We start from the raw sequence: 23,846 nt of genomic DNA, 5'->3' as shown, positions 1-23,846 counted from the left end.
GGGAACGCCGCTCATCATCCTCGACTCGCGGCGGCAAAGAAAGCTGGCTAATGGTTGTCTTGCTCGCGATGGCTCAGACAATCACGTGGGGGCTGTGCTGCACGGCCTCCGCCAGGTGCTCGATCCAGGCGCGCACGGCCGGCAGCATCCCGCGCCGGTGGGTGTAGACCGCCTGCAGGTGGCCGCCGGGCAGGTCCCACTCCGGCAGCAGGCGCACCAGGCTGCCGTCCCGCAGTTCGGCCTCGCAGTTCATCTGCGGCAGCATGCTGAAGCCGAGGCCCGCCAGCACCGCGTGCTTGCGCACGTCGAAGTCCTCGATCCCCAGTCGCGCTTCCAGCACCACTTCCCGGCGATTGCCGTGGCTGTCCCGCAGGTAGTGGTGAATGCGCCGGTCCGCTTCCAGGCCGCCCAGCGCCGGCAGACGCTGGAGATCGTCCGGTGTCTCGATCCTGACTCCCGCCAGCAGGCTCGGCGCCGCCACCAGGAACGCCTGGGCCGGCCGCAGTTGGCGGGCGATCAGGGTCGGGTCCTCATCGCCGGCCTCGCGTACCCGCAGGGCGACGTCCACGCCTTCCTCCCGCAGGTCCACCCGGCGGTTGGTGAGGAACATGTCCAGCTGCACCAGGGGATAGCGCTGGAGGAAATCGGTGATCACGGTCTTCAGCATCGAGTGTGCCAGCTCCACGGGGCAGGACACTCGCAGGCGGCCTCGGGGTTCGGCGGTCACGCTGGCCACCGTTTCCTCGGCCTGTTCGGCTTCGAGCAGCATGGCCTGGCAGTGGCGCAGGTAACGTTCGCCGACGTCGGTCAGCGCCAGCTTGCGGGTGGTCCGCTGCAGCAGGCGCACGCCGAGGCGGGCTTCCAGCTCGGCGATGCGTCGCGACAGCCTTGACTTGGGTATCCCCAGCAGGCGGCCGGCAGCGGAGAAGCCGCCGTGTTCCACGACTTTGGCGAAATAGAGGAGATCATTGAGGTCTTGCATGGCATCGTCCCGTCGGTGGGACGAAGTATCGCGCCGAGGCCTATTCTCGCGCCATTGCTTTGTTTGGCGGGACTCTTGCCGTCATTGCCGGATGGTCGGACTGGGTCTATACCTGAGCCTCTTTCCCCCACCCGAAATGGAGTGATCACCATGTCCCTGTCCATGTACGAGGCCTCCCTCCCGGTACTGGCGCGCATGCTCGGCAACCTGTCCAACATCCTCAAGAAGGCCGAGGCCAATGCCCAGGCGCGCGGCATCGAACCCAAGGTACTGATCGAGTCGCGCCTCGCGCCGGACATGTATCCCCTGGCGCGCCAGGTGCAAATCGCCAGCGACATGGCCAAGGGTTGCGCTGCGCGCCTGGCCGGCGTCGAGGTGCCCAGCTGGGCTGACACCGAAACCAGCTTCGAGGAGTTGCAGGCGCGCATCACCAAGACCCTGGACTTCATCAAGGGCATCGATGCCAGCCAGTTGGACGGCAGCGAAAGCCGCACGGTGGTCCTGAAGATGCGCAGTGGCGAGATCAGCTTCAGCGGCCGCGACTACCTGCTGGGCTTCGCCATGCCGAACTTCTATTTCCACATCACCGCCGCCTACGCGATCTTGCGCCACAACGGCGTGGACGTCGGCAAGATGGATTACCTGGGCGGCGTCTGACGCCTCTTGTGCCATGTAGGGTGGATAGCGCTCTTCTATCCACCCTTCGTACTCGACCCGGCCGCCGATGGTGGATCGGTGAGGCGTGATCCGCCCTACGAGCGGTTTTGTCCCATGGGTAGGACGCTGAATCACAAAATCGCTGTCTAATCAGCTTTTGTCGACATGGATAGGATTGCCCCATCAGATCGGCCGTCGCCGGTCCTTAACTGAGGGTTACCCACCATGAAGCTCCTGCACCTCGACTCCAGCATCCTCGGCGACGCCTCCGCCTCCCGCCAGCTCAGCCGCGCCGTGATCAACGCCTGGCAAGCCGCCGAGCCGGCCGCCAAGGTCACCTATCGCGACCTGGCCGGCGACGCCCTGAGCCACCTGTCCGCCCTGAGCCTGGTGGCTGGCGGTACCCCGGCTGAACTGCGCGACGCCGCGCAGAAGCACGAAGCCGAACTGGGTGAGGCCACCCTCAACGAATTCCTGGCTGCCGACGCCATCGTCATCGGCGCGCCGATGTACAACTTCACCATCCCGAGCCAGCTGAAATCCTGGATCGACCGCATCGCCGTCGCCGGCAAGACCTTCCGCTACACCGAGAACGGCCCTGAAGGCCTGGCCGGTGGCAAGAAGGTGGTGATCGTCTCCACCGCCGGTGGCATCCATTCCGGCCAGGTCAGCGGCCAGGCCCATGAGGACTACCTGAAGCTGGTGCTGAACTTCCTCGGCGTGACCGACATCGAAATCGTCCGCGCCGAAGGCCTGGCCTACGGCGAAGAGCCCCGCGCCAACGCCCTCAAGGCTGCCAACGAGCAGATCGGCGAGCTGTTCGCCACTGCCTGATCCGGCGCCTGAAAACACAAAGCCCCGCAATTGCGGGGCTTTGTTGTTTCCAGCGGCGGCGAATATTCCCTGTAGGGGCGAATGAATTCGCCCCTACAGATGCAGCCTTCAGCCTGGAACGGATCAGACAATCACACCCTGGCTGCGCAGGTAGTCGTCATAGGTGCCGCTGAAGTCGGTCACGCCGTTCTCGGTCAGCTCGATGATGCGGGTGGCCAGGGAGCCGACGAACTCGCGGTCATGGCTGACGAAGATCAGGGTGCCCGGGTAGTTCTCCAGGGCCAGGTTGAGGGCCTCGATGGATTCCATGTCCAGGTGGTTGGTCGGTTCGTCCATCACCAGCACGTTGGGCTTCTTCAGGATCAGCTTGCCGAACAGCATGCGGCCCTGCTCACCACCGGAGATCACCTTCACCGACTTCTTGATCTCGTCGTTGGAGAACAGCATGCGGCCGAGGGTGCCGCGTACCAGCTGCTCGCCGCCCTGGGTCCACTGGGACATCCAGTCGAACAGGGTGATGTCGTCCTCGAAGTCCTCGGCGTGGTCCTGGGCGAAGTAACCCACGTCGGCGCTCTCGGTCCACTTCACCTCGCCGTTCATCGCGGTCATTTCACCCACCAGGGTGCGCAGCAGGGTGGTCTTGCCGATGCCGTTCGGGCCGATGATGGCCACGCGCTCGCCGGCTTCGATCTGCATGGACAGGTTCTTGAACAGCGGGGTGCCGTCGAAGCCCTGGCTCACTTTCTCCAGGGTTACCGCCTGGCGGTGCAGCTTCTTGTACTGCTCGAAGCGGATGAAGGGGCTCACGCGGCTGGACGGTTTGACCTCTTCCAGCTGGATCTTGTCGATCTGCTTGGCGCGGGAAGTGGCCTGCTTGGCCTTCGAGGCGTTGGCGGAGAAGCGGCTGACGAAGGTCTGCAGCTCGGCGATCTGTGCCTTCTTCTTGGCGTTGTCCGACAGCAGACGTTCGCGGGCCTGTTCGGCGGCGGTCATGTACTCGTCGTAGTTGCCCGGGAACAGGCGCAGCTCGCCGTAGTCCAGGTCGGCCATGTGGGTGCAGACGCTGTTCAGGAAGTGACGATCGTGGGAAATGATGATCATGGTGGAGTTACGCGTGGTCAGCACGCCTTCCAGCCAGCGGATGGTGTTGATGTCCAGGTGGTTGGTGGGTTCGTCCAGCAGCAGCACGTCCGGATCGGAGAACAGCGCCTGGGCCAGCAGCACACGCAGCTTCCAGCCGGGAGCCACGGCGCTCATGGGGCCGAAGTGCTGGTCCAGCGGAATGCCCACGCCCAGCAGGAGTTCGCCGGCGCGGGATTCCGCGGTGTAGCCATCCATTTCGGCGAAATGCACTTCCAGTTCGGCCACGGCCATGCCGTCTTCCTCGCTCATTTCCGGCAGCGAGTAGATGCGGTCGCGTTCAGCCTTCACCTTCCAGAGCTCTGCGTGGCCCATGATCACGGTGTCGATGACGCTGAAGTCTTCGTAGGCGAACTGGTCCTGGCGCAGCTTGCCGAGGCGGGTATTGGTCTCCAGCATCACCTGGCCACCCGACGGCTCCAGCTCGCCGCCGAGGATCTTCATGAAGGTCGACTTGCCGCAGCCGTTGGCGCCGATCAGGCCGTAGCGGTTGCCGTTGCCGAACTTGACGGAAACGTTCTCGAACAGCGGCTTGGGGCCGAACTGCATGGTGATGTTGGCGGTGGAGATCAAGGGATTTACCTATCAATAACTTACGAAGTGGCGCCTTCGGCTGATTACCGATCCGATACCGATATTCAACTGTTCCCGATCACTCCAATCGGAGCGGGAATAGATCCAGCGGGCTTACGTCGACGGTAGCATCGGGACGATGTGGCCGTATTGCTGGGAGATGAAGGCGGGGTTCATGCCGGACAGGGCGCGGATTGTCGCATAGGTGCGGCGGCAATTGCATGACGGCTGGTATCTGATCCCGGAGGCGTTCAGGGGCGGACATCGTCGGTGATGAAGGCTGAAGGGCTCTCGGATGCGCTCCCGGGTGCTGGAGGGCGGAAGACCGACGAGCGGGCCTTGAGCGGTTTCACGCCGATTTTCCGACGCCCGGCGTGCCCCTTTGCAGCGTCCGGGAGGGGACAACCCGCGGCTGTTTCCTTTCGTCTGGGCACCAAGGCGTCGCGTCGCGTCGCACTGTCGCATCGGCGGTTTTGGGGCCTTGATTGTTGACAGGGCGTCGAATCGAGGAGACCCCGATGGCACGTGATAAAGAGACCGCCCTGATGCAAGCGCTGGTGGCGGTCCTGACTGCGGCGAAGGATCTCGGCGTTGGCGATCAGGTGGTTGAAACGGCCGTTGCGGGACTCGTCGGCAATGACCCCAGATACAGCTGGGTAGAGCACCCGCACTTCACTGTCACGATTCAGGAGATCCAACGCGCAGTCGAGTGGAGTGAACGCCGGAACGGTTGAGCGTTCATCCCGGCGCCGGTGACGGGACGGAATTGCCGACCTGATCGGGGGTGTAGTCGATCCCCTACACGCGCGTAGCTGCAATCACCACAACAGATCCCCGCTAACGACGATATTTGGGCTTGCCCCGTCTCCCTATAGTGGTCCCCCAGAACCTTCCATCCCGTGCAAAGTCCTGGATCGGCTGGATCTCAACCATTCCTGTTGTTTCAAGGGGACGCAGAATGAACCATTCGAACAAGCGCACTGAATCGGTCATCCAGACGTGGGACTTCCTGATTGGGCTGACCCGTGACACTGATCTGCCAGAGGCCGTCCGGGAAGAGGTCAGCTCTCTGTTGAGGAACTACCCGTATCCCACGCTGGCCAACCCATTGCTGCTTGGGGCGCGGGAAACACATCGGCGAGGGGAGGGGTACTGGAATTCGCCCATCGAGCCGTGACCACGGTCGCGCTACCCCGGAATATGACCTGATGGGCCTTGAACGCGTTGCTTCGCGAAATGGACTGTCAGGTTGCCGCCCCGTCACAACCCGGTCGCCAAACTGTCATCCCGCAACGCTAGGGTGAAGTGGCTTCCACGGCACTTCTCGATGCGCCCGCGCATCGATACCACCTCAAGGGTGCAGGCCAACCATAGCGGTTGGCCTTTTTTCTTTGTGCCCCCTGCCGTGGTTCCCATCAGGTTCAGCGGGAGCAATCCATGGAAATCGCGATCCAGCAGGTCGACCGAGGCGGCCGGGAGGAGTGGCAGGTCGAGGCCTTCGGCATGAAGGTTCCGTTCCGCGACCGGGCGTCGGCCCTGGCATTCGCGGTTCGGTTGCAGGAGCGCGTCGAGGCGCCCCATCGGCTGCCTGGCCAGACAGAACCGCTCGAGCCGGAGGAGAAGTGAGTCCGGCTATTGCCAGCGGGGCATCCGCTGGCGCAAGAATGGCGCCTTCAGGACGGCGACCGGCAGGAGATGGCAGGTGAAGATAGCTCGGACTCTAGGCGTACTGGCCCTGCAGGCCTGCGCCGTTGCAGCGGTAGCGGGGGAATGGCCGCAAGGTGGCGGTGAGAAGTTCACCCAGGAATGCGTGGCCAGTGCGGCCCGGCAGGTCCCGCAGGACAAGGCCGTTGCCTACTGCAACTGCTCCAACGGCATGATGCAGGAGGCCTTTACCTCCCAGCAGCTGGTGGGCGTCACCGAAGGGCGCAAGCCCACGGACGAAGAAATGACGGTGCTGACCGACATTTCACGGTCCTGCGCCCGGGAAACGTTGAAATGATGACGGCGGGAGGGGTGATCTCGCCTCCTGTTCCGACTGTGAAGTCCCGCGAAGCCAAATGACGGCGGCAACGCAGCCGTCATATTCCAGCGTCACAATGGGCACTGCGCCACGGACGGTGCCCATCCTCTGCAACACCTCTCACTCGCGAAAGAACACCTGCACCAGGTGATAGCCGAACTGGCTCTTCACCGGGCCATGGATGACGCGTACGGGCTTCTTGAAAATCACCTGATCGATCACACGCACCATCTGGCCGGGACGGACTTCGCCCAGGTCGCCGCCACGCTTGGCGGAGGGGCAGATGGAGTGCTTCTTCGCCAGGACGGCGAAGTCTTCGCCCTTTTCCAGGCGCTTTTTCAGCTGTTCGGCTTCCGCCTCGGTCTTGACCAGGATATGGCGGGCAAGGGCCTTGGCCATGGGAATTCCTCTTGGACTGTGGAGCGGTTCATTGTGCCAGCATGGGTCGCCGCCATACAGTTGGGCACCGGTGATCCGCCAAGCGGATGCCTTCACCTCACAAGGGATGCGCACGTTCCATGGACCTCTCCGCAATGCTGAAAATCCTGGCCACCCAGGATGGCTCCGACCTCTATCTGTCCACCGGCGCGCCGCCCTGTGCCAAGTTCAACGGGCTGTTGCGGCCGCTGAGCAACGAACCGCTCAAGGCCGGGGATGTGGCGAGGGTCGCCGAGTCGATCATGGACGCCGAGCAGCGCGCCGAATTCGACCGCGAACTGGAGATGAACCTGGCCATCTCGCTGCCCAATATCGGCCGCTTCCGGATCAACATCTTCCGCCAGCGCAACGAAGTCTCCATCGTGGCGCGGAACATCAAGCTGGACATCCCGCGCTTCGAGGACCTCAAGCTGCCCGAAGTGCTGCTGAAAATGGTGATGGAGAAGCGCGGCCTGGTGCTCTTCGTCGGCGGCACCGGCTCCGGCAAATCCACCTCCCTGGCGGCGCTGATCGATTACCGCAACCGCAATAGCGGCGGCCACATCATCACCATCGAAGACCCGGTGGAATACGTGCACCGGCACAAGAAGTCGATCATCAACCAGCGCGAGGTGGGGGTGGACACCCGCAGCTTCCACGCCGCCCTGAAAAACACCCTGCGCCAGGCCCCGGACGTGATCCTGATCGGCGAGATCCGCGACCGCGAGACCATGGAACACGCCCTGGCCTTCGCCGACACCGGCCACCTGGCCATCTCTACACTGCACGCCAACAACGCCAACCAGGCGCTGGACCGCATCATCAACTTCTTCCCCGAAGAGCGCCGCCCGCAGCTGCTCAACGACCTGGGCAACAACCTCAAGGCCTTCGTTTCCCAGCGCCTGGTACGGACCCAGGACGGCAAGCGCCGGGCCGCGGTGGAAGTGCTGCTGGGCACCTCCACCATCAGCGACCTGATCAAGCGCGGCGAATTCCACTCCATCAAGGAGATCATGGAGAAGTCCCGTGGCCTGGGCATGCAGACCTTCGACCAGGCGCTGTTCGACCTGGTGGTGGAGGGCGCCATTCCCGAGGAGGAGGCGATCAAGAACGCCGACTCGGCCAACAACTTGCGCCTGAAGCTCAAGCTGTACCGGGAAGACCCGGTTAACCAGCCAGCGGAAGCCACTGCCAGCCCGGTTGCCGCAGCCACCCGCAGCGAGGACTCCAGCTGGGGCGGCATGGAGCTGAAGCTGGAAGAGTTGGACGAGGACGAGGAAGAAGAGCCCGGGCCGAGGTAAGGGGCAGGCGGCATCTTGTGGGGGCGAATTCATTCGCCAAGGGCGGCGCAGCTGCCCCCATGGGCCTCGCAGGCCGAACCTGCGGTCCGGTTGGCGAATGAGTCCGCCCCTACAGGTCGCGTCGCCCCGTTCAACCTGTATGGCCAAATTTAATTCCGTCTGTACATAGCGACCGCGCCCCGGCCTGAATAGATTCGCTCCATGCACCCAACCAATCCGGGAGGTCCTGATGCGAATCGCCGTACTGACGTTCGAAGGCTTCAACGAGCTGGATTCCTTCGTAGCCGCCGGCCTGCTCAACCGCATGCGCGGGCAGGGCTGGCAGGCGGAAATCACCGCACCTGCGGAGTACGTCACCTCGATGAACGGGGTGCGGGTCCAGGCCCAGCAGCCACTGGAATTCGCCAACGAGGCTGACGTGGTGCTGTTCGGCAGCGGCATCCTCACCCGTGACATCGCCAAGGACCGCAGCATCCTCGACCGCCTGCAGCTTGACCCGCAGCGCCAATTGATCGGCTCGCAATGCTCCGGTGCGTTGCTGATGGCCAAACTCGGCCTGCTCGGCAGCCTGCCGGCCTGTACCGACCTCACCACCAAGCCCTGGGTGATCGACGCCGGCGTCCAGGTGCTGGACCAGCCCTTTTTTGCCAGTGGCAACCTGGCCACTGCCGGTGGCTGCCTGTCCGCGCCTTATCTTGCGGCCTGGGTGATCGCCAAGCTGGCTGGCGAAGACGCTTGCGCCGCCGCGCTGCATTACGTGGCGCCGGTGGGGGAGAAAGAGTCGTTCGTGGAGCGGGCGCTGGGCGTGATCAGGCCGTATTTGTAAGCCCGACTTCAGCGCTTGAGCTCGTCCAGGTCCCGAAACAACTCCAGCGCCTGCGGATTGGCCAGGGCGTCGGTGTTCTTCACCGGCTTGCCATGCACCACATTGCGCACGGCCAGTTCCACGATCTTGCCGCTCAAGGTGCGGGGGATGTCGGCAACAGCGATGATCTTCGCCGGCACATGGCGCGGCGAGGTGTTGGTGCGAATCACCTTGCGGATGCGATCCCGTAGTGTGTCGTCCAGCACCACGCCGTCCCGCAGGCGGACAAAGAGCACCACTCGCACATCGCCTTCCCAGTCCTGGCTGATGGCGATGGACTCCAGCACCTGTTCCACCTTTTCCACCTGGCGGTAGATTTCCGCGGTGCCGATCCGCACGCCGCCGGGGTTCAGCACGGCGTCGGAGCGGCCATGGATCACCAGGCCGCCGTGCGGGGTTTCCTCGGCATAGTCGCCGTGGGCCCAGACGCCGGGGAAGGTGTCGAAGTAGGCGGCCTTGAACTTTGCCCCGTCCGGGTCGTTCCAGAAGCCGATCGGCATGGAGGGAAAGTGCCGGGCGCAGACCAGTTCGCCTTTCTCGCCGAACACCCGCCTGCCGTCGTCGTTCCACACCTGCACATCCATGCCCAGGCCCTTGCACTGCAACTCGCCGCGCCATACCGGCAGCACCGGGTTGCCCAGGGCGAAGCAGGAGACGATGTCGGTGCCGCCGGAGATGGACGACAGGCACAGGTCGTCCTTGATATCGCGGTACACGTACTCGAAGCTCTCGTGGGCCAGCGGCGAGCCGGTGGAAAGCACCGCCTTGAGGCGCTCCAGGCGGTGGCTCTGGCGCGGCTTGGCGCCAGCCTTTTCCAGGGCGGCCAGGTACTTGGCGCTGGCGCCGAAGATGCTGATGCCTTCGGCATCGATCAGGTCCATCAGGCGCTCGGGGCCGGGGTGGAAGGGGGAACCGTCGTACAGCACCACGGTGGCGCCCAGGGCCAGGCCGGAAACCAGCCAGTTCCACATCATCCAGCCGCAGGTGGTGAAGTAGAACAGCGTGTCCGACGCGGACAGGTCGCAGTGCAGGCCGTGCTCCTTCACATGCTGGAGCAGGGTGCCGCCCACCCCATGGACGATGCACTTGGGCACGCCCGTGGTGCCGCTCGAATAGAGGACGTACAGCGGCTGATCGAAGGGCACGGGGGTGAACACGGGCTCGCCGACGGCCTGGTAGAAGTCGTCCCACAGGGCGATGCGGGCGCGGCTGGTGAAGTCCGTCACGCCGGCGTTGCGTCGGGTGCCGGGGACCACCACAAGCTGTTCCAGCCAGGGCATGCGTTCGAGGATTTCATTGAGCTTGGCGGTCAGGTCGATCGGGTTGCCGGCGTAGAGGTAGCCGGCGGAGGCGATCAGCACCTTGGGCTCGATCTGCCCGAAGCGGTCGATCACGCCGTGGGTGCCGAAATCCGGCGAGCAGGACGACCAGGTGGCCCCCAGGCTGGTGGCCGCCAGCATGCCCACCACGGTTTGCCAGACGTTGGGCATGAAGGCCGCGATCCGATCGCCGACGCCCACGCCGGCGGCCTTAAGACTCTGCTGCAGGCCGGCCACATGGGCGGCCAGCTCGGCATGGCTCAATTGCACGCGGCTGCCGTCTTCGCCTACCGCCACCAGGGCGGGATGGTCGTCGCGGCGGCGCAGCAGGTGCTCGGCGAAATTCAGGGTCGCTCCAGGGAACCAGTGGGCGCTGGGCATGGCGGCGCCTTCTTCCAGCACGGCGCCGGGCGGGGTGTGGAAACGGATATCGAAGAACTCCACCACGGCCTGCCAGAAGGCTTCACGGCGATCCAGGCTCCAGGCGTGCAGGGCAGGGTAGTCGGCCAGGTCCAGGCCGTGACGCTGGTTGACCTGGCGGCGGAAGGCATCCATGCGGGTCGCGGCGATCCGCAACGGGCTGGGCGTCCAGATTGGCTGGTCCATGTGCGAGTCCTCCTTCCCATGTCTCTTGGGCCGGCCGTTTGCTATAGAGCATAGGCCGCGCGTCATGGCGGGGGCAGGTCGAGACGGTTCCAGTCGAGCACGCGCAGCAGGACGTCGCTCATGGCCTGGGCGGCGGCGGACAGCTTGTGGTCCGACAGCCGGAACAGGCCCACGCGTCGCTCCAGTTGGGGCGAGCCGAGGGCCACGCAACGGGCGCCCAGCTCCTGCATCTGGCGGACACAGAGGCTGGGCACGGCGCTGACCCCAAGGCCCTGGGCGACCATCCTGCCGATAGTCGCCAACTGGTGGCTTTCAAAGGCTACCGGCAGCTTGCCGTGCTCCACCGCGACGATCTCTTCCAGCATCAGACGCACCGTGGAGGGCCGCTGCAAGGTGATGAACGGTTGCTCCAGCAGTTGCGCCCAGGTCAGTTCCTCGCGGCCCGCCAGCGCGCAGTCCGCCGGCACCACGGCAACGAAACGGTCGGTGTAGAAGGGGGTGAAGTCCAGCCCGTCGAGGGAATCCGGCTCGAAGGCGATGCCCAGCTCCACCCGACGATTGCGCACCATTTCCAGCACCTGCTCGTTGATCACGTCGTGGACCGCCACGTTGACCTTGGGGTGCTGGTCGCGGAAGGCCTTGAGCGCCGCCGGCAGCAGGTTGCCGGCGAAGGACGGCATGGCGGCGATGGACACCTTGCCCAGTTGCAGGGTGAAGTGCTGGCGCAGCAGCTCCTCGGCGTTGTCCCAGTCCGCCAGCAAGCGTCGGGCGATGGGCAGCAGGGTTTCGCCCTCGGGGGTGAGGGCGACGCTGCGGGTGGTGCGTACCAGCAACTGGCCGCCGAGGGACTCTTCCAGGTTCTTGATGGCCAGGCTCAGGGCAGGTTGGGACAGGTGCAGCCGCTCGCAGGCCTGGGCGAAGCTCAGGCTCTGGGCCACGGCAAGGAAGGCGCGGAGCTGCTTGATGGTCATTTATTTGCGTTCGTTATCAATCGTTAGGAAAAACAAACTTAACAAATCAGTCTGCCCGGTAGAAGCTCTGCCTCACTTGATTGCGGTATCCCGCCGCTCCCAATAACAACATGAGGCGCAACAGCATGAGCGGACTCGACAAACGCGTGAGCTCTTACGAAGAGGCCCTGGACGGCCTGACTGACAACATGACCGTCCTGTCTGGCGGCTTCGGCATCTGCGGTATCCCCGAGAACCTCATCGCCGAAATTCGCCGCCGTGGCGTCAAGGGCCTCACCGTGGTCTCCAACAACTGCGGCATCGACGGCTTCGGCCTCGGCGTGCTGCTGGAAGACCGCCAGATCCGCAAGATGATCGCCTCCTACGTTGGCGAGAACGCGCTGTTCGAAAAGCAGCTGCTGAGCGGCGAGCTGGAAGTGGAACTGACGCCCCAGGGCACCCTGGCTGAGAAGCTCCGCGCTGGCGGCGCCGGCATTCCGGCCTTCTTCACCGCCACCGGCTATGGCACCCCGGTTGCCGAAGGCAAGGAAGTGCGCGAGTTCAACGGTCGCCCCCACATCCTCGAGCCCTCCATCACCGGCGACTTCGCCATCGTCAAAGGCTGGAAGGCCGACCACTTCGGCAACGTGATCTACCGCCACACCGCGCAGAACTTCAACCCGATGGTGGCCACCGCCGGCCGCATCACCGTGGTCGAGGTGGAAGAAATCGTCGAGCCGGGCGAACTGGACCCGGCCCAGATCCACACCCCGGGCATCTACGTGGACCGCATCATTTGCGGGACCTTCGAGAAGCGCATCGAGAAGCGCACCGTCCGCTCCTGATCACGACAAGAAGAATTCGAGGAAACCGACATGGCACTGACCCGCGAACAGATGGCCCAGCGCGTGGCCCGCGAACTGAAAGACGGTTACTACGTGAACCTGGGTATCGGTATTCCGACCCTGGTGGCCAACTACGTACCCGAAGGCATGCAAGTGATGCTGCAGTCCGAGAACGGCCTGCTGGGTATGGGCGCCTTCCCCACTGAAGACGAAGTGGACGCCGACATGATCAACGCCGGCAAGCAGACCGTCACCGCGGTCAAGGGCGCGTCGATCTTCTCTTCGGCCGAGTCCTTCGCGATGATCCGCGGCGGCCACGTTGACCTGACCGTGCTCGGCGCCTTTGAAGTGGACGTCCACGGCAACATCGCCTCCTGGATGATCCCCGGCAAGCTGGTCAAGGGCATGGGCGGCGCCATGGACCTGGTGGCCGGCGCCGACAACATCATCGTCACCATGACCCACGCCTCCAAGGACGGCGAGTCCAAGCTGCTGGAGCGTTGCGAGCTGCCGCTGACCGGCGCCGGCTGCATCCGCAAGGTGCTGACCGACCTGGCCTACCTGGAGATCGAGAACGGCGCCTTCATCCTGCGTGAAACCGCGCCGGGCGTGAGCATCGCCGAAATCGCCGAGAAGACCGCCGGCCGCCTGATCATCCCGGACGACGTCGTCGAAATGACGTTCTGAGTACCTCGCCGCGCCGGAGGAGGGCCACCACGCACGGCCCGCCTCCGGGGCGGTTTTTTTGTTATTTGCAGTTCGTAGGATGGGTGGAGCGAAGCTCTGTCCATCGTCAATCGTAGGATGGGTGGAGCGGAGCGATACCCATCATTTGTCCTTCGGCCCCGGTTTGTTGGGTTTCGCTTCGCTCAACGCCAACCTACGGCCCAAACACGGTGCAAGCCGTGGATCAGGAGTTCTGAACATGCAAGACGTCGTTATCGTCGCCGCCACCCGTACCGCCATCGGCAGCTTCCAGGGTGCCCTGTCGAACATCCCCGCCCACGAACTGGGCGCCGCCGTGATCCGCCAGCTGCTGGCGCAGACCGGCCTCAAGGGCGAGCAGGTGGATGAAGTCATCCTGGGTCAGGTCCTCACCACTGGTGCTGGCCAGAACCCGGCACGTCGCGCCTCCATCCTCGCCGGCCTGCCCGTCGAGGTGCCGGCGATGACCCTGAACAAGCTCTGCGGCTCCGGCCTCAAGGCCCTGCACCTGGGCATCCAGGCCATCCGTTGCGGCGACGCCGAGGTGATCATCGCCGGTGGCCAGGAAAGCATGAGCCTCGCTCCCTACTTCCTGCCGGCCGCCCGTACCGGCATGCGCATGGGCCACGCCAAAGTGCTGGACACCCTGATCCACGACGGCCTGACCGACGCCTTCAACGACTATCACATGGGCGTGACCGCCGAGAACCTGGCCGAGAAGTACGGCATCAGCCGTGAGGCCCAGGACGCGTTCGCCGCGGCTTCCCAGCAGAAGGCCTCCGCCGCCATCGAAGCCGGTCGCTTCAAGGACGAGATCACCCCGATCCTGATCCCGCAGAAGAAGGGCGATCCCGTCGCTTTCGATACCGATGAAGGCCCGCGCGCCGGCACCACCGCCGAGTCCCTGGCCAAGCTCAAGCCTGCCTTCAAGAAGGACGGCAGCGTGACCGCCGGCAACGCCTCCTCCATCAACGACGGCGCCGCCGCCGTGGTCCTGATGAGCGCCGCCAAGGCCGAGGCCCTGGGCCTGCCGGTGCTGGCCCGCATCAAGGGCTACGCCAATGCCGGCGTTGACCCGTCGATCATGGGCATCGGCCCGGTGAGCGCTACCCGTCGTTGCCTGGAAAAGGCTGGCTGGAGCCTGGACGACCTGGACCTGATCGAAGCCAACGAAGCCTTCGCCGCACAGGCCCTGTCGGTCGGCCAGGAACTGGGCTGGGACATGGCCAAGGTCAACGTCAACGGTGGCGCCATCGCCCTCGGCCACCCCATCGGCGCTTCGGGCTGCCGCGTGCTGGTGACCCTGCTGCACGAGATGATCAAGCGCGATGCCAAGAAAGGTCTGGCGACCCTCTGCATCGGCGGCGGCATGGGCGTGGCGATTGCCATCGAGCGCTGATCGACGGACTGATCGGCAGGACCCGCTCCTGTAGGGTGGACAGCGCATTTCTGTCCACCAGGCGGAATCGAACATAAACGCGGAGTCGCTTCCGTGGTGGTGAAAATCCCTTCACGATTTAAACCCTGCGAGGCACGCCGCACAGGGTGGGCAACGTACCCACCCACGCAAGGTCATCACGCACGCGCCCAACGCCGAAAGGCCGCGGGACTCGGACTTCGCCACGCCCGGTTACGGGCGTGGCGTCGTCGTTTCAGACAGAAAGAGGGCACAAGACTCTCGGTTCCGTTACAAGAACACTGTCCCGGTACCCGGCTGCGGCTGGGTGATTACCGATAAGAAGAAAACTCCCGAGGTAACCCGATGACCACAGTACTTCACGAAAGCCGCTCAGCCCGCTTTGCCATGCGTTGCTCCAACTGGGCGGAACGCTGGTTCCCCGATTCCTGGGTCTTCGCCGCAGTCGCCGTGCTGCTGGTGACGATCGCTACCCTGGCCATGGGTGCACCGGCCAGCCAGGCCGCCAAAGCCTTTGGCGACGGGTTCTGGAGCCTGATCCCCTTCACCATGCAGATGGCCTTCGTGGTCATCGGTGGCTATGTCGTCGCCAGCTCCGGCCCGGCGTCCCGACTGATCGACCTGCTGGCGCGCGTGCCGAAGAACGGCCGCTCGGCGGTCTGCTGGGTCGCATTCATCTCCATGGTCGCCTCGCTGCTCAATTGGGGCCTCTCCCTGGTGTTCGGCGGCCTGCTGGTGCGCGCCCTGGCCCGCCGTGAAGAATTGAAGATGGACTACCGCGCCGCTGGCGCCGCCGCCTATCTGGGCCTCGGCGCCGTCTGGGCACTGGGCCTGTCCTCGTCGGCGGCCCAACTGCAGGCCAACCCGGCCAGCCTGCCGCCATCCATCCTCGCCATCACCGGCGTGATCCCCTTCACCGAGACCATCTTCCTCTGGCAATCCGGCGTGATGCTGCTGGCGTTGGTGGTGGTGTCCCTGGTGATCGCTTACATGACCGCCCCCAGTGCCGCCAGCGCCCGTGATGCCAAAGCCTGTGGCATCGACCCGAGCTTCACCGCGCCGCCGCAGGTCAAGCCGACCCGTCCCGGCGAATGGCTGGAACACAGTCCGCTGCTGATCATCCTGCTGGTGGTGCTGGCCGGCCGTTGGCTGGCCCAGGAGTTCGCCAGCAAGCCGGCGATCACCGCCATTTCCGGTCTCAACACCTACAACCTGCTGTTCATCATGGCCGGCGCGCTGCTGCACTGGCGTCCGCGCAGCTTCCTCGACGCCGTGGCGCGCGCCGTGCCTACCACCACCGGCGTGCTGATCCAGTTCCCGCTCTACGGCTCCATCGCCGCCATCATGACCACGGTGAAGGGCGTGGATGGCCAGACCCTGGCGCACCACATCTCCACCTTCTTCGTGCAGATCGCCAACCACGACACCTACGCGCTGCTGATGGGCGTGTACTCCGCTGTGCTGGGCTTCTTCATCCCGTCCGGTGGTGGCAAGTGGATCATCGAAGCGCCTTACGTGATGCAGGTGGCCAACGACCTGCAATACCACCTGGGCTGGTCGGTGCAGATCTACAACGCCGCCGAGGCGCTGCCGAACCTGATCAACCCCTTCTACATGCTGCCGCTGCTGGGCGTGCTGGGCCTGAAGGCGCGCGACCTGATCGGCTTCTCCTTCGTCCAGCTGCTGGTGCACATCCCGCTGGTGATGGTGCTGCTGTGGGGGCTGGGCACGACCCTGGCGTACATTCCGCCGGTCATGCCTTGACGTCAGTCCGTAGGTTGGGCTGAGGTCACGAAGCCCAACGTTGCCAAGCCCGATGTTGGGCTTCGCAAGCTCAGCGCCAACCTACGGCAAACCGCTGGACCTCAGCCCCGCTTCGCCAGAATGGCTCGCGCCACCCGCGAGCCATTCTCCTTGCCCAGCACCGCACAGATACGCTGCCCGGCGTCCACCAGCCTGCCCATGTCGATGCCGGTCTTGATGCCCAGGCCATTGAGCAGGTAAAGCACGTCCTCGGTGGCGACGTTGCCGGTGGCGCCCTTGGCGTAGGGGCAGCCGCCCAGGCCGGCGACCGAGCTGTCGAACACGGCGATGCCTTCCAGCAGGCTGGCATAGACGTTGGCCACGGCCTGGCCGTAGGTGTCGTGGAAGTGCCCGGCCAGCTTGTCGCGCGGCACGCGGGTGCCCACCACGTTGATCAGGTGGCGGGTGGCGCCGGCGGTGCCGGTGCCGATGGTGTCGCCCAGAGAGACTTCGTAGCAGCCCATGGCATAGAGCTCGGCGGCGACGCTGGCCACCTGGGTTGCCGGCACCTCGCCCTCGTAGGGGCAGCCCAGCACGCAGGACACGTAGCCGCGCACGCTGATGCCGTGGGCCTTGGCGGCGTCCATCACCGGCACGAAGCGCTCCAGGCTCTCGGCGATGGAGCAGTTGATGTTCTTCTGGGAGAAGGATTCGGACGCTGCGGCGAAGACCGCCACTTCCTTCACGCCGGCTTCCACGGCCGCTTCGAAGCCCTTGAGATTGGGCGCCAGGGCGGCGTAAGTGACGCCCGCCTTGCGCTGGATCTGCGCGAAGACTTCGGCGGAGCCGGCCATCTGCGGCACCCACTTGGGCGAGACGAAGCTGCCGACCTCGACATAGCCGAGGCCGGCAGCGGTGAGGTCGTCCACCAGGCGCACCTTGTCGGCGACGCTGATGGGTTGCTTTTCGTTCTGCAGGCCGTCGCGGGGGCCGACTTCGACCAGGCGGACCTTGCTGGGAATAGTCATTGCGTCATCTCTCGATTCGGGATGTTGGGCGGAACCGTGGCCGTTCAGACCGTAGGATGGGTGGAGCGGAGCGATACCCATCAATCCGCGATGGGTATCGCGGGGCTCCACCCATCCTACCGAAAGCCAATCAAGCGCTGATTTCTTCCAACTCCACCAACGCGGTGCCTTCGTTGACCAGTTCGCCTTCGCTGCAATACAGCGCCTTGACCACGCCATCGTTGGGCGCGCGGATGCTGTGTTCCATCTTCATGGCTTCCAGCACCACCAGGGCGGTACCGGCTTCCACCTTCTGCCCGGCTTCCACCAGGACACGCACGATACTGCCGTTCATGGGCGCCGTCAGCCCGCCGTGGTGGGCGTGGCTGGCTTCCACTTCCTCGATGGGGTCGACGCGGCCGACACTGCGCAGCTCACCATCCCATTCGAGGTACAGGGTCTCGCCCCGGCGGATCGCCAGGTGCTGACGACGCAGGCCGTCCTGCTCCAGGGTGATGCGCTCGCCCAGCAGGCGAATGGGGCTGGCAGCGGCGCCGCGCAGGCGCACCACCTGGCGTTCGTCGCCGCAGACCAGGTGCAGATCGGTCTCGCTGGGCAGGCCGGCACGCCAGCCGCTATTGCGATTCCAGGGCGAGTGCGGGTCGTCGCCGCGCACGCGCTCGGCCTCGCTTTGGCGGATGGCTTCGCCGGCCACCTGCCAGAAGGCCGGGGGCAGGGCGGCCGGGGTCGGCAGCAGCTGCTCCTGGTGGCGGGCGATGAAGCCGGTGTCCAGCTCGGCGTCGGCAAAGGCCGGGTGGGCCAGCACGCGGCGCAGGAACGCCAGGTTGGTCTTGAAGCCACCCACGGCGGTCTCGTCCAGCATGGCCAGCAGGCGCTGACGGGCTTCCTCGCGGGTCTCGCCCCAGGCGATCAGCTTGGCCAGCATCGGGTCGTAGAAGGGCGAAACCTCGTCGCCTTCGGCTACACCGCTGTCCACGCGGCGGCCGGGACCTGCCGAGGCTTCGCGGTAGAGGGCGAGACGGCCGCTGGCGGGCAGGAAGTCCTGGTCCGGGTCTTCGGCGTAGAGGCGCACTTCGATGGCGTGGCCGATCAGCGGCACCTGCTCCTGGGTGATGGGCAGGGCTTCGCCACGGGCGACACGGATCTGCCAAGCCACCAGGTCGAGGCCGGTGATGGCTTCGGTCACCGGGTGCTCCACCTGCAGGCGGGTGTTCATCTCCATGAAGAAGAAGTCGCCGCGCTCGTCCAGCAGAAATTCCACGGTGCCGGCGCCCACATAGCCGATGGCCTGGGCGGCGCGCACGGCCGCCTCGCCCATGGCGCGGCGCAGCTCCGGCGAGAGGCCGGGGGCGGGCGCTTCTTCCACCACTTTCTGGTGGCGGCGCTGAATGGAGCAGTCGCGCTCGTTGAGGTACAGACAGTTGCCGTGGCTGTCGGCGAACACCTGGATTTCCACGTGGCGCGGCTTGAGGACGTACTTCTCCACCAGCATCCGCGAGTCGCCGAAGGCGGACTGGGCTTCACGCTGGGCAGAGGCCAGGGCCTCAGCCAGTTCGGCTTCACGCTCCACCACCTTCATGCCCTTGCCGCCACCACCGGCGGCGGCCTTCAACAGCACCGGGTAGCCAATGCGTTCGGCGGCGTCGCGGAAGGTTTCCAGGTCCTGGGCCTCGCCGTGGTAGCCGGGCACCAGGGGCACGCCGGCCGCTTCCATCAGTGCCTTGGCGGCGGACTTGCTGCCCATGGCGTCGATGGCGGTGGCCGGCGGGCCGAGGAAGATCAGTCCCGCGTCGGCGATGGCGCGGGCGAAGCCGGCGTTTTCCGAAAGGAAGCCGTAGCCGGGGTGGATGGCCTGGGCGCCGCTGGCCTTGGCGGCGGCGATCAGCTTGTCCACCAGCAGGTAGCTTTCCGCTGGTTTGGCGCCGCCGAGGTCGACGGCGATGTCGGCTTCGCGCACATGGCGGGCGTTGCGGTCGATGGCGCTGTGCACGGCCACGGTACGGATGCCCAGCGCCTTGGCGGTGCGCATCACGCGGCAGGCGATTTCGCCGCGGTTGGCGATCAGCAGGGTGGTGATCATTGTTATTGCTCCTGCCAGGACGGTTTGCGTTTTTCCAGGAAGGCGCGCAGGCCCTCCTGACCTTCGGGGCTCACGCGGATACGGGCGATGGCGTTTTCGGTGTAGCGGCGCAGGTTGGGCGAGAGCACGCCGCTGCCGACTTCGCGCAGCAGGTCCTTGGTGGCGCTCATGGCCTGCGGGCTGTTCTGCAGCAGGTTGGCGGTCCAGCTCTCCACGGCCTGATCCAGTTCCTCGGCCCGGTAGCACTCGGCGAGCAGGCCCAGTTCGCGGGCGCGTTCACCGCTGAAGCGCTCGGCGGTCAGGGCGTAGCGGCGTGCGGCGCGTTCACCGATGGCCTGGACCACGAAGGGGCTGATGACGGCCGGAAGCAGGCCGATGCGCACTTCGGACAGGGAGAACTGCGCATCCACGGCGCCGATGGCCATGTCACAGCAGCTGATCAGGCCCAGTGCGCCGCCGAAGGCTGCGCCCTGGACGACCGCCAGGGTGGGCACCTTGAGCTGGTAGAGGTTGTACATCAGCTCCGCCAGCTCGCGGGAATCGTCGAGGTTGGCGTTGTAGTCGAGCTGGGCGGATTCCTGCATCCAGGCCAGGTCCGCGCCAGCGGAAAAGTGCCGGCCACGGCCGCGCAGGATCAGGAAACGCACCTTGCCGTGTTCCTTGACGGCGTCCAGGGCGAGGATCAGTTCGCGGATCATGCCGGCGTTGAAGGCGTTGTTCTTCTCCGGGCGGTTCAGCCAGAGGGTGGCGACGCCGTTGGCGGCGATGTCCAGTTGCAGGGTGGTGAAGTCGGTCATGGTCGATCCTGTAGGGTGCGCCGCGCGCACCGAGTGCCTGGGGTCCCAGTGAGGGCTGGCTTCCCTCACCCCCGACCCCTCTGGACTCGCCACATCCATGTGGCTCGGCCTTCGGCCAGCTCTTCGAGCTGCCCAAATCGGCTGTCCTGCCGATTTGTCCGAAGGGAGAGGGGAGCTGTTATTACATCCGGAACACGCCGAAGGTGGTCCGCTCGATTGGGGCGTTGAGGCTGGCGGACAGCGCCAGGCCCAGTACGTCGCGGGTTTGCGCCGGGTCGATCACGCCGTCGTCCCACAGCCGCGCACTGGAGTAGTACGCATGCGCCTGGCGCTCGTACTGCTCGAGGATCGGCTGCTTGATGCGCGCCTCTTCCTCGGCGCTCAGGCTGTGGCCGGCGCGTTCGCTCTGTTCGCGCTTGACCTGGGTGAGCACGCCGGCGGCCTGCTCGGCACCCATCACGCCGATGCGCGCGTTGGGCCACATCCACAGGAAACGCGGGTCGTAGGCGCGGCCGCACATGCCGTAGTTACCGGCGCCGAAGCTGCCGCCGATGATCACGGTGAACTTCGGCACCTTGGCGCAGGCCACCGCCGTCACCAGCTTGGCGCCGTGCTTGGCGATGCCGCCTTCCTCGTACTTCTTGCCGACCATGAAGCCGGTGATGTTCTGCAGGAACAGCAGCGGGATGCCGCGCTGGCAGGCCAGTTCGATGAAGTGCGCGCCTTTCTGCGCGGCTTCGGCGAAGAGGATGCCGTTGTTGGCCAGGATGGCGATGGGGTAGCCGTGCAGGTGGGCGAAGCCGCACACCAGGGTCGTTCCGAACAGGGCCTTGAACTCGTCGAACTCGGAGTCGTCCACCAGGCGTGCAATGACTTCGCGCACGTCGAACGGCTGCTTGGCATCGGCCGGGATCACGCCGTACAGCTCGTCGGCGGCGAAGCGTGGGGCGAGCGGGGCGCGCAGGTTCAGTTCGCCGGCCTTGCGCCAGTTGAGGTTGGCGATGCTGCGGCGGGCCAGCGCCAGGGCGTGCTCGTCGCTTTCGGCGTAGTGGTCGGCCACGCCCGAGGTCTTGCAGTGCACATCGGCACCGCCCAGCTCTTCGGCAGTCACCACCTCACCGGTGGCGGCCTTCACCAGCGGCGGACCAGCGAGGAAGATGGTGGCCTGGTTGCGCACCATGATGGTCTCGTCGGACATGGCCGGCACGTAGGCGCCACCGGCGGTGCAGGAGCCCATCACGACGGCGATCTGCGGGATGCCCATGGCGCTCATGTTGGCCTGGTTGAAGAAGATGCGGCCGAAATGCTCGCGATCCGGGAACACGTCTTCCTGGCGGGGCAGGTTGGCGCCGCCGGAGTCCACCAGGTAGATGCAGGGCAGGCGGTTCTGCTGGGCAATGGTCTGGGCGCGCAGGTGTTTCTTCACGGTCAGCGGGTAGTAGGAGCCGCCTTTCACCGTGGCATCGTTGGCCACGATCATGCATTCCACACCTTCCACGCGGCCGATACCGGCCACCACGCCAGCGGCGGGCACGTCTTCGCCGTAGACCTCATGGGCGGCCAACTGGCCGATTTCGAGGAAGGGCGAGCCCGCGTCGAGCAGGCGGTTGATGCGCTCGCGGGGCAACAGCTTGCCGCGCGAGGTATGGCGCTCCTGGGCCTTGGCGCCGCCGCCTTCATGGATGCGGCCGAGCAGTGTGTGCAGGGCGCTGACCTGTTCGAGCATCGCCGCGCTGTTGCGGGCGAACTCGGGAGAACGGGTGTTGATCTGGGTGTGCAGGATGGCCATCTTCGATTCCTGTAGGGTGCGCCAGGCGCACCGCTTAGCAGTCACTGGTGCGCGCAGCGCACCCTACGGATCACTTGGTTTCGTTGAACAGCTCGCGGCCGATCAGCATGCGGCGGATTTCGCTGGTGCCGGCGCCGATCTCGTAGAGCTTGGCGTCGCGCAGCAGGCGGCCGGCCGGGTACTCGTTGGTGTAGCCGTTGCCGCCGAGCAGCTGGATGGTGTCCAGGGCCATCTTGGTGGCCATTTCGGCGGTGTAGAGGATCACCGCGGCGGCGTCCTTGCGCGATTCCTCGCCGCGGTCGCAGGCCTTGGCCACGTTGTACAGGTAGGACTTGGAGGCGTTCATGCCGGCGTACATGTCGGCCAGCTTGCCCTGCACCAACTGGAATTCGCCGATCGATTGCTTGAACTGCTGGCGCTCGTGCACGTAGGGCAGCACCACGTCCATGCAGGCGCTCATGATCCCGGTCGGGCCGCCGGAGAGCACGGTACGTTCATAGTCCAGGCCGCTCATCAGCACGGCCACGCCACGGCCTTCGGCACCGAGGATGTTTTCCTCCGGCACTTCGACGTCTTCGAACACCAGCTCGCAGGTGTTGGAACCGCGCATGCCCAGCTTGTCCAGCTTCTGGTGGCGAGAGAAGCCCTTGAGGTCGCGCTCGACGATGAAGGCGGTCATGCCGCGCGAGCCGGCGTTGACGTCGGTCTTGGCGTAGATCACGTAGGTGTTGGCGTCCGGGCCGTTGGTGATCCACATCTTGTTGCCGTTGAGCACGTAGCGGTCGCCTTTCTTTTCGGCGCGCAGCTTCATGGACACCACGTCGGAGCCTGCGTTGGGCTCGCTCATGGCCAGGGCACCAACGTGTTCGCCGGAGCACAGCTTGGGCAGGTACTTGAGCTTCTGCTCGTGGGTGCCGTTCTTGCGGATCTGGTTGAGGCACAGGTTGGAGTGGGCGCCGTAGGACAGGCCGACCGAGGCGGACGCGCGGCTGATCTCTTCCATCGCCACCACGTGAGCCAGGTAGCCCATGTTGGTGCCGCCGTACTCCTCTTCCACGGTCATGCCCAGCAGGCCCATGTCGCCGAACTTGCGCCACATGTCCATGGGGAACTCGTTATCGCGGTCGATCTGCGCGGCACGCGGGGCCAGTTCGGCTTGGGCGAACTGATAGACGGAATCACGCAGCATGTCGATGGTCTCGCCGAGACCGAAGTTGAGAGTGGGATAGCTCATGGTTCCACCTGTGCTTGTCATTGTCGGGGAGGGAAGGGGAGTCAGGCGTTGACGCCCTGTTTGCGTTCGGTTTCGGCCATCGCCGCCAGGCAGCGTTCTTCGGCCGTATCCAGTTCCAGTTGCATCTGCTGGATGTCCAGCAACTGCTGTTCAAGCTGCGCGCGGCGTTCGGCGATCTTGGTCATGAAGGTTTCCAGCTGCTTGCGATTGCCGCTGCTAGGGTCATAGAGGTCGATCAGTTCCTTGCACTCGGCCAGGGAGAAGCCGATGCGCTTGCCGCGAAGGATCAGCTTCAGCGCCACCAGGTCCTTCGGGCTGTAGATGCGCTCCTGCCCACGGCGCTCGGGGCTGAGCATGCCTTGCTCCTCGTAGAAGCGGATGGCGCGGGTGGTGACATCCAGTTCGCGGGCCAGGTCGGAAATGCTGTAGGTGATGGACATGGTTGGGCTCGTGTCTGCGTTTACCTTTACGTTAACGTAAACCTGTGCCAACCTGACTGTCAACTGCACGCCGCAGCAGAATGGACTGCCTTGAATGGTCC

General features: G+C 65.2%; 23 protein-coding genes. 12 read left to right on the top strand and 11 right to left on the bottom strand.

The window, feature by feature from the left end; all coding sequences use genetic code 11:
• Nucleotides 1–73 precede the first annotated feature (73 nt).
• Complete coding sequence (locus TQ98_RS16385; protein WP_103102990.1) at nt 74–982, bottom strand: LysR substrate-binding domain-containing protein; 909 nt, start codon at nt 980–982, stop codon at nt 74–76.
• Between the two features lie 150 nt (nt 983–1,132).
• On the opposite strand from TQ98_RS16385, the gene TQ98_RS16380 reads away from it, so the two are divergent.
• Nucleotides 1,133–1,639 (top strand): DUF1993 domain-containing protein, encoded by a 507-nt coding sequence (locus TQ98_RS16380; protein ID WP_044874202.1) that lies wholly within the window; start codon nt 1,133–1,135, stop codon nt 1,637–1,639.
• 225 nt (nt 1,640–1,864) lie between these two features.
• Nucleotides 1,865–2,473, top strand: coding sequence for an FMN-dependent NADH-azoreductase (locus TQ98_RS16375; RefSeq protein WP_044874203.1), 609 nt, complete (start codon nt 1,865–1,867; stop codon nt 2,471–2,473).
• Between the two features lie 123 nt (nt 2,474–2,596).
• On the opposite strand, the gene TQ98_RS16370 is transcribed toward TQ98_RS16375, so the two are convergent.
• A complete protein-coding gene (locus tag TQ98_RS16370) occupies nt 2,597–4,186 on the bottom strand; it encodes an ABC-F family ATPase (RefSeq protein WP_044874204.1) in 1,590 nt (529 codons plus the stop codon).
• A gap of 518 nt (nt 4,187–4,704) precedes the next feature.
• Between TQ98_RS16370 and TQ98_RS16360 the strand changes: the two genes are divergently transcribed.
• The 4 genes from TQ98_RS16360 (at nt 4,705) to TQ98_RS16345 (ending at nt 6,188) form a co-directional block, all read left to right on the top strand.
• Nucleotides 4,705–4,920, top strand: coding sequence for a hypothetical protein (locus TQ98_RS16360; protein ID WP_044874205.1), 216 nt, complete (start codon nt 4,705–4,707; stop codon nt 4,918–4,920).
• Nucleotides 4,921–5,144: 224 nt separating this feature from the next.
• Complete coding sequence (locus TQ98_RS16355) at nt 5,145–5,363, top strand: BPSL0761 family protein (protein WP_044874206.1); 219 nt, start codon at nt 5,145–5,147, stop codon at nt 5,361–5,363.
• Nucleotides 5,364–5,623: 260 nt separating this feature from the next.
• Nucleotides 5,624–5,812 (top strand): hypothetical protein, encoded by a 189-nt coding sequence (locus tag TQ98_RS16350; protein WP_044874207.1) that lies wholly within the window; start codon nt 5,624–5,626, stop codon nt 5,810–5,812.
• 76 nt (nt 5,813–5,888) lie between these two features.
• Nucleotides 5,889–6,188: a hypothetical protein gene (locus TQ98_RS16345; protein WP_044874208.1), complete on the top strand. Its 300-nt coding sequence runs from the start codon at nt 5,889–5,891 to the stop codon at nt 6,186–6,188.
• Nucleotides 6,189–6,329: 141 nt separating this feature from the next.
• Here TQ98_RS16345 and TQ98_RS16340 read toward each other — a convergent pair whose 3' ends face one another.
• A complete protein-coding gene (locus TQ98_RS16340; RefSeq protein WP_044874209.1) occupies nt 6,330–6,608 on the bottom strand; it encodes a peptidylprolyl isomerase in 279 nt (92 codons plus the stop codon).
• Between the two features lie 119 nt (nt 6,609–6,727).
• On the opposite strand from TQ98_RS16340, the gene TQ98_RS16335 reads away from it, so the two are divergent.
• Nucleotides 6,728–7,927: a PilT/PilU family type 4a pilus ATPase gene (locus tag TQ98_RS16335; protein WP_177410177.1), complete on the top strand. Its 1,200-nt coding sequence runs from the start codon at nt 6,728–6,730 to the stop codon at nt 7,925–7,927.
• 229 nt (nt 7,928–8,156) lie between these two features.
• Nucleotides 8,157–8,753, top strand: a complete 597-nt coding sequence (locus tag TQ98_RS16330) for a DJ-1/PfpI family protein (protein ID WP_044874211.1) — start codon at nt 8,157–8,159, stop codon at nt 8,751–8,753.
• An 8-nt stretch (nt 8,754–8,761) separates the two neighbouring features.
• Here TQ98_RS16330 and TQ98_RS16325 read toward each other — a convergent pair whose 3' ends face one another.
• Together TQ98_RS16325 and TQ98_RS16320 are read right to left on the bottom strand one after the other, a co-directional pair.
• The gene (locus TQ98_RS16325) at nt 8,762–10,717 is read right to left on the bottom strand and encodes an acetoacetate--CoA ligase (RefSeq protein ID WP_044874212.1); all 1,956 of its coding nucleotides are present in this window, start codon (nt 10,715–10,717) and stop codon (nt 8,762–8,764) included.
• A 62-nt stretch (nt 10,718–10,779) separates the two neighbouring features.
• Nucleotides 10,780–11,688 (bottom strand): LysR family transcriptional regulator, encoded by a 909-nt coding sequence (locus TQ98_RS16320; RefSeq protein WP_044874213.1) that lies wholly within the window; start codon nt 11,686–11,688, stop codon nt 10,780–10,782.
• Nucleotides 11,689–11,813: 125 nt separating this feature from the next.
• On the opposite strand from TQ98_RS16320, the gene TQ98_RS16315 reads away from it, so the two are divergent.
• From TQ98_RS16315 to TQ98_RS16300, 4 genes are all read left to right on the top strand, one after another.
• Nucleotides 11,814–12,512, top strand: coding sequence for a CoA transferase subunit A (locus TQ98_RS16315; protein ID WP_044874214.1), 699 nt, complete (start codon nt 11,814–11,816; stop codon nt 12,510–12,512).
• A gap of 30 nt (nt 12,513–12,542) precedes the next feature.
• The gene (locus TQ98_RS16310; RefSeq protein WP_044874215.1) at nt 12,543–13,199 is read left to right on the top strand and encodes a CoA transferase subunit B; all 657 of its coding nucleotides are present in this window, start codon (nt 12,543–12,545) and stop codon (nt 13,197–13,199) included.
• A gap of 238 nt (nt 13,200–13,437) precedes the next feature.
• Nucleotides 13,438–14,616 carry an acetyl-CoA C-acetyltransferase gene (locus tag TQ98_RS16305; RefSeq protein WP_044874216.1) on the top strand — a complete coding sequence of 393 codons (1,179 nt, stop codon included), beginning with the start codon at nt 13,438–13,440 and terminating at the stop codon, nt 14,614–14,616.
• A gap of 363 nt (nt 14,617–14,979) precedes the next feature.
• Complete coding sequence (locus TQ98_RS16300) at nt 14,980–16,398, top strand: TIGR00366 family protein (protein WP_044874217.1); 1,419 nt, start codon at nt 14,980–14,982, stop codon at nt 16,396–16,398.
• 101 nt (nt 16,399–16,499) lie between these two features.
• Here TQ98_RS16300 and TQ98_RS16295 read toward each other — a convergent pair whose 3' ends face one another.
• The 6 genes from TQ98_RS16295 to TQ98_RS16270 form a co-directional block, all read right to left on the bottom strand.
• On the bottom strand, nt 16,500–17,405 hold the full coding sequence (locus TQ98_RS16295; protein ID WP_044874218.1) for a hydroxymethylglutaryl-CoA lyase: 906 nt from the start codon (nt 17,403–17,405) through the stop codon (nt 16,500–16,502).
• A 130-nt stretch (nt 17,406–17,535) separates the two neighbouring features.
• The gene (locus TQ98_RS16290; protein WP_103102989.1) at nt 17,536–19,485 is read right to left on the bottom strand and encodes an acetyl/propionyl/methylcrotonyl-CoA carboxylase subunit alpha; all 1,950 of its coding nucleotides are present in this window, start codon (nt 19,483–19,485) and stop codon (nt 17,536–17,538) included.
• 2 nt (nt 19,486–19,487) lie between these two features.
• Nucleotides 19,488–20,282: a gamma-carboxygeranoyl-CoA hydratase gene (locus TQ98_RS16285; RefSeq protein ID WP_044874221.1), complete on the bottom strand. Its 795-nt coding sequence runs from the start codon at nt 20,280–20,282 to the stop codon at nt 19,488–19,490.
• A 181-nt stretch (nt 20,283–20,463) separates the two neighbouring features.
• Complete coding sequence (locus tag TQ98_RS16280) at nt 20,464–22,071, bottom strand: carboxyl transferase domain-containing protein (RefSeq protein WP_044874222.1); 1,608 nt, start codon at nt 22,069–22,071, stop codon at nt 20,464–20,466.
• 70 nt (nt 22,072–22,141) lie between these two features.
• The gene (locus tag TQ98_RS16275) at nt 22,142–23,305 is read right to left on the bottom strand and encodes an isovaleryl-CoA dehydrogenase (protein ID WP_044874223.1); all 1,164 of its coding nucleotides are present in this window, start codon (nt 23,303–23,305) and stop codon (nt 22,142–22,144) included.
• Between the two features lie 41 nt (nt 23,306–23,346).
• A complete protein-coding gene (locus TQ98_RS16270) occupies nt 23,347–23,745 on the bottom strand; it encodes a MerR family DNA-binding transcriptional regulator (protein ID WP_044874224.1) in 399 nt (132 codons plus the stop codon).
• Nucleotides 23,746–23,846 lie beyond the last annotated feature (101 nt).

The organism is Pseudomonas sp. LFM046 (assembly GCF_000949385.2).
Taxonomy (GTDB): Bacteria; Pseudomonadota; Gammaproteobacteria; order Pseudomonadales; family Pseudomonadaceae; genus Metapseudomonas.
This window is presented reverse-complemented; position numbering and strand designations above follow the sequence as displayed.

Excerpts from the sequence above, each read along its gene's own strand:
- TQ98_RS16385 (WP_103102990.1), bottom strand. The coding sequence starts at position 982 with ATGCAAGACCTCAATGATCTCCTCTATTTCGCCAAAGTCGTGGAACAC.
- TQ98_RS16380 (WP_044874202.1), top strand. The coding sequence starts at position 1,133 with ATGTCCCTGTCCATGTACGAGGCCTCCCTCCCGGTACTGGCGCGCATG.
- TQ98_RS16375 (WP_044874203.1), top strand. The coding sequence starts at position 1,865 with ATGAAGCTCCTGCACCTCGACTCCAGCATCCTCGGCGACGCCTCCGCC.
- TQ98_RS16360 (WP_044874205.1), top strand. The coding sequence starts at position 4,705 with ATGGCACGTGATAAAGAGACCGCCCTGATGCAAGCGCTGGTGGCGGTC.
- TQ98_RS16355 (WP_044874206.1), top strand. The coding sequence starts at position 5,145 with ATGAACCATTCGAACAAGCGCACTGAATCGGTCATCCAGACGTGGGAC.
- TQ98_RS16350 (WP_044874207.1), top strand. The coding sequence starts at position 5,624 with ATGGAAATCGCGATCCAGCAGGTCGACCGAGGCGGCCGGGAGGAGTGG.
- TQ98_RS16340 (WP_044874209.1), bottom strand. The coding sequence starts at position 6,608 with ATGGCCAAGGCCCTTGCCCGCCATATCCTGGTCAAGACCGAGGCGGAA.
- TQ98_RS16335 (WP_177410177.1), top strand. The coding sequence starts at position 6,728 with ATGGACCTCTCCGCAATGCTGAAAATCCTGGCCACCCAGGATGGCTCC.
- TQ98_RS16330 (WP_044874211.1), top strand. The coding sequence starts at position 8,157 with ATGCGAATCGCCGTACTGACGTTCGAAGGCTTCAACGAGCTGGATTCC.
- TQ98_RS16325 (WP_044874212.1), bottom strand. The coding sequence starts at position 10,717 with ATGGACCAGCCAATCTGGACGCCCAGCCCGTTGCGGATCGCCGCGACC.
- TQ98_RS16320 (WP_044874213.1), bottom strand. The coding sequence starts at position 11,688 with ATGACCATCAAGCAGCTCCGCGCCTTCCTTGCCGTGGCCCAGAGCCTG.
- TQ98_RS16315 (WP_044874214.1), top strand. The coding sequence starts at position 11,814 with ATGAGCGGACTCGACAAACGCGTGAGCTCTTACGAAGAGGCCCTGGAC.
- TQ98_RS16310 (WP_044874215.1), top strand. The coding sequence starts at position 12,543 with ATGGCACTGACCCGCGAACAGATGGCCCAGCGCGTGGCCCGCGAACTG.
- TQ98_RS16305 (WP_044874216.1), top strand. The coding sequence starts at position 13,438 with ATGCAAGACGTCGTTATCGTCGCCGCCACCCGTACCGCCATCGGCAGC.
- TQ98_RS16300 (WP_044874217.1), top strand. The coding sequence starts at position 14,980 with ATGACCACAGTACTTCACGAAAGCCGCTCAGCCCGCTTTGCCATGCGT.
- TQ98_RS16295 (WP_044874218.1), bottom strand. The coding sequence starts at position 17,405 with ATGACTATTCCCAGCAAGGTCCGCCTGGTCGAAGTCGGCCCCCGCGAC.
- TQ98_RS16290 (WP_103102989.1), bottom strand. The coding sequence starts at position 19,485 with ATGATCACCACCCTGCTGATCGCCAACCGCGGCGAAATCGCCTGCCGC.
- TQ98_RS16285 (WP_044874221.1), bottom strand. The coding sequence starts at position 20,282 with ATGACCGACTTCACCACCCTGCAACTGGACATCGCCGCCAACGGCGTC.
- TQ98_RS16280 (WP_044874222.1), bottom strand. The coding sequence starts at position 22,071 with ATGGCCATCCTGCACACCCAGATCAACACCCGTTCTCCCGAGTTCGCC.
- TQ98_RS16275 (WP_044874223.1), bottom strand. The coding sequence starts at position 23,305 with ATGAGCTATCCCACTCTCAACTTCGGTCTCGGCGAGACCATCGACATG.
- TQ98_RS16270 (WP_044874224.1), bottom strand. The coding sequence starts at position 23,745 with ATGTCCATCACCTACAGCATTTCCGACCTGGCCCGCGAACTGGATGTC.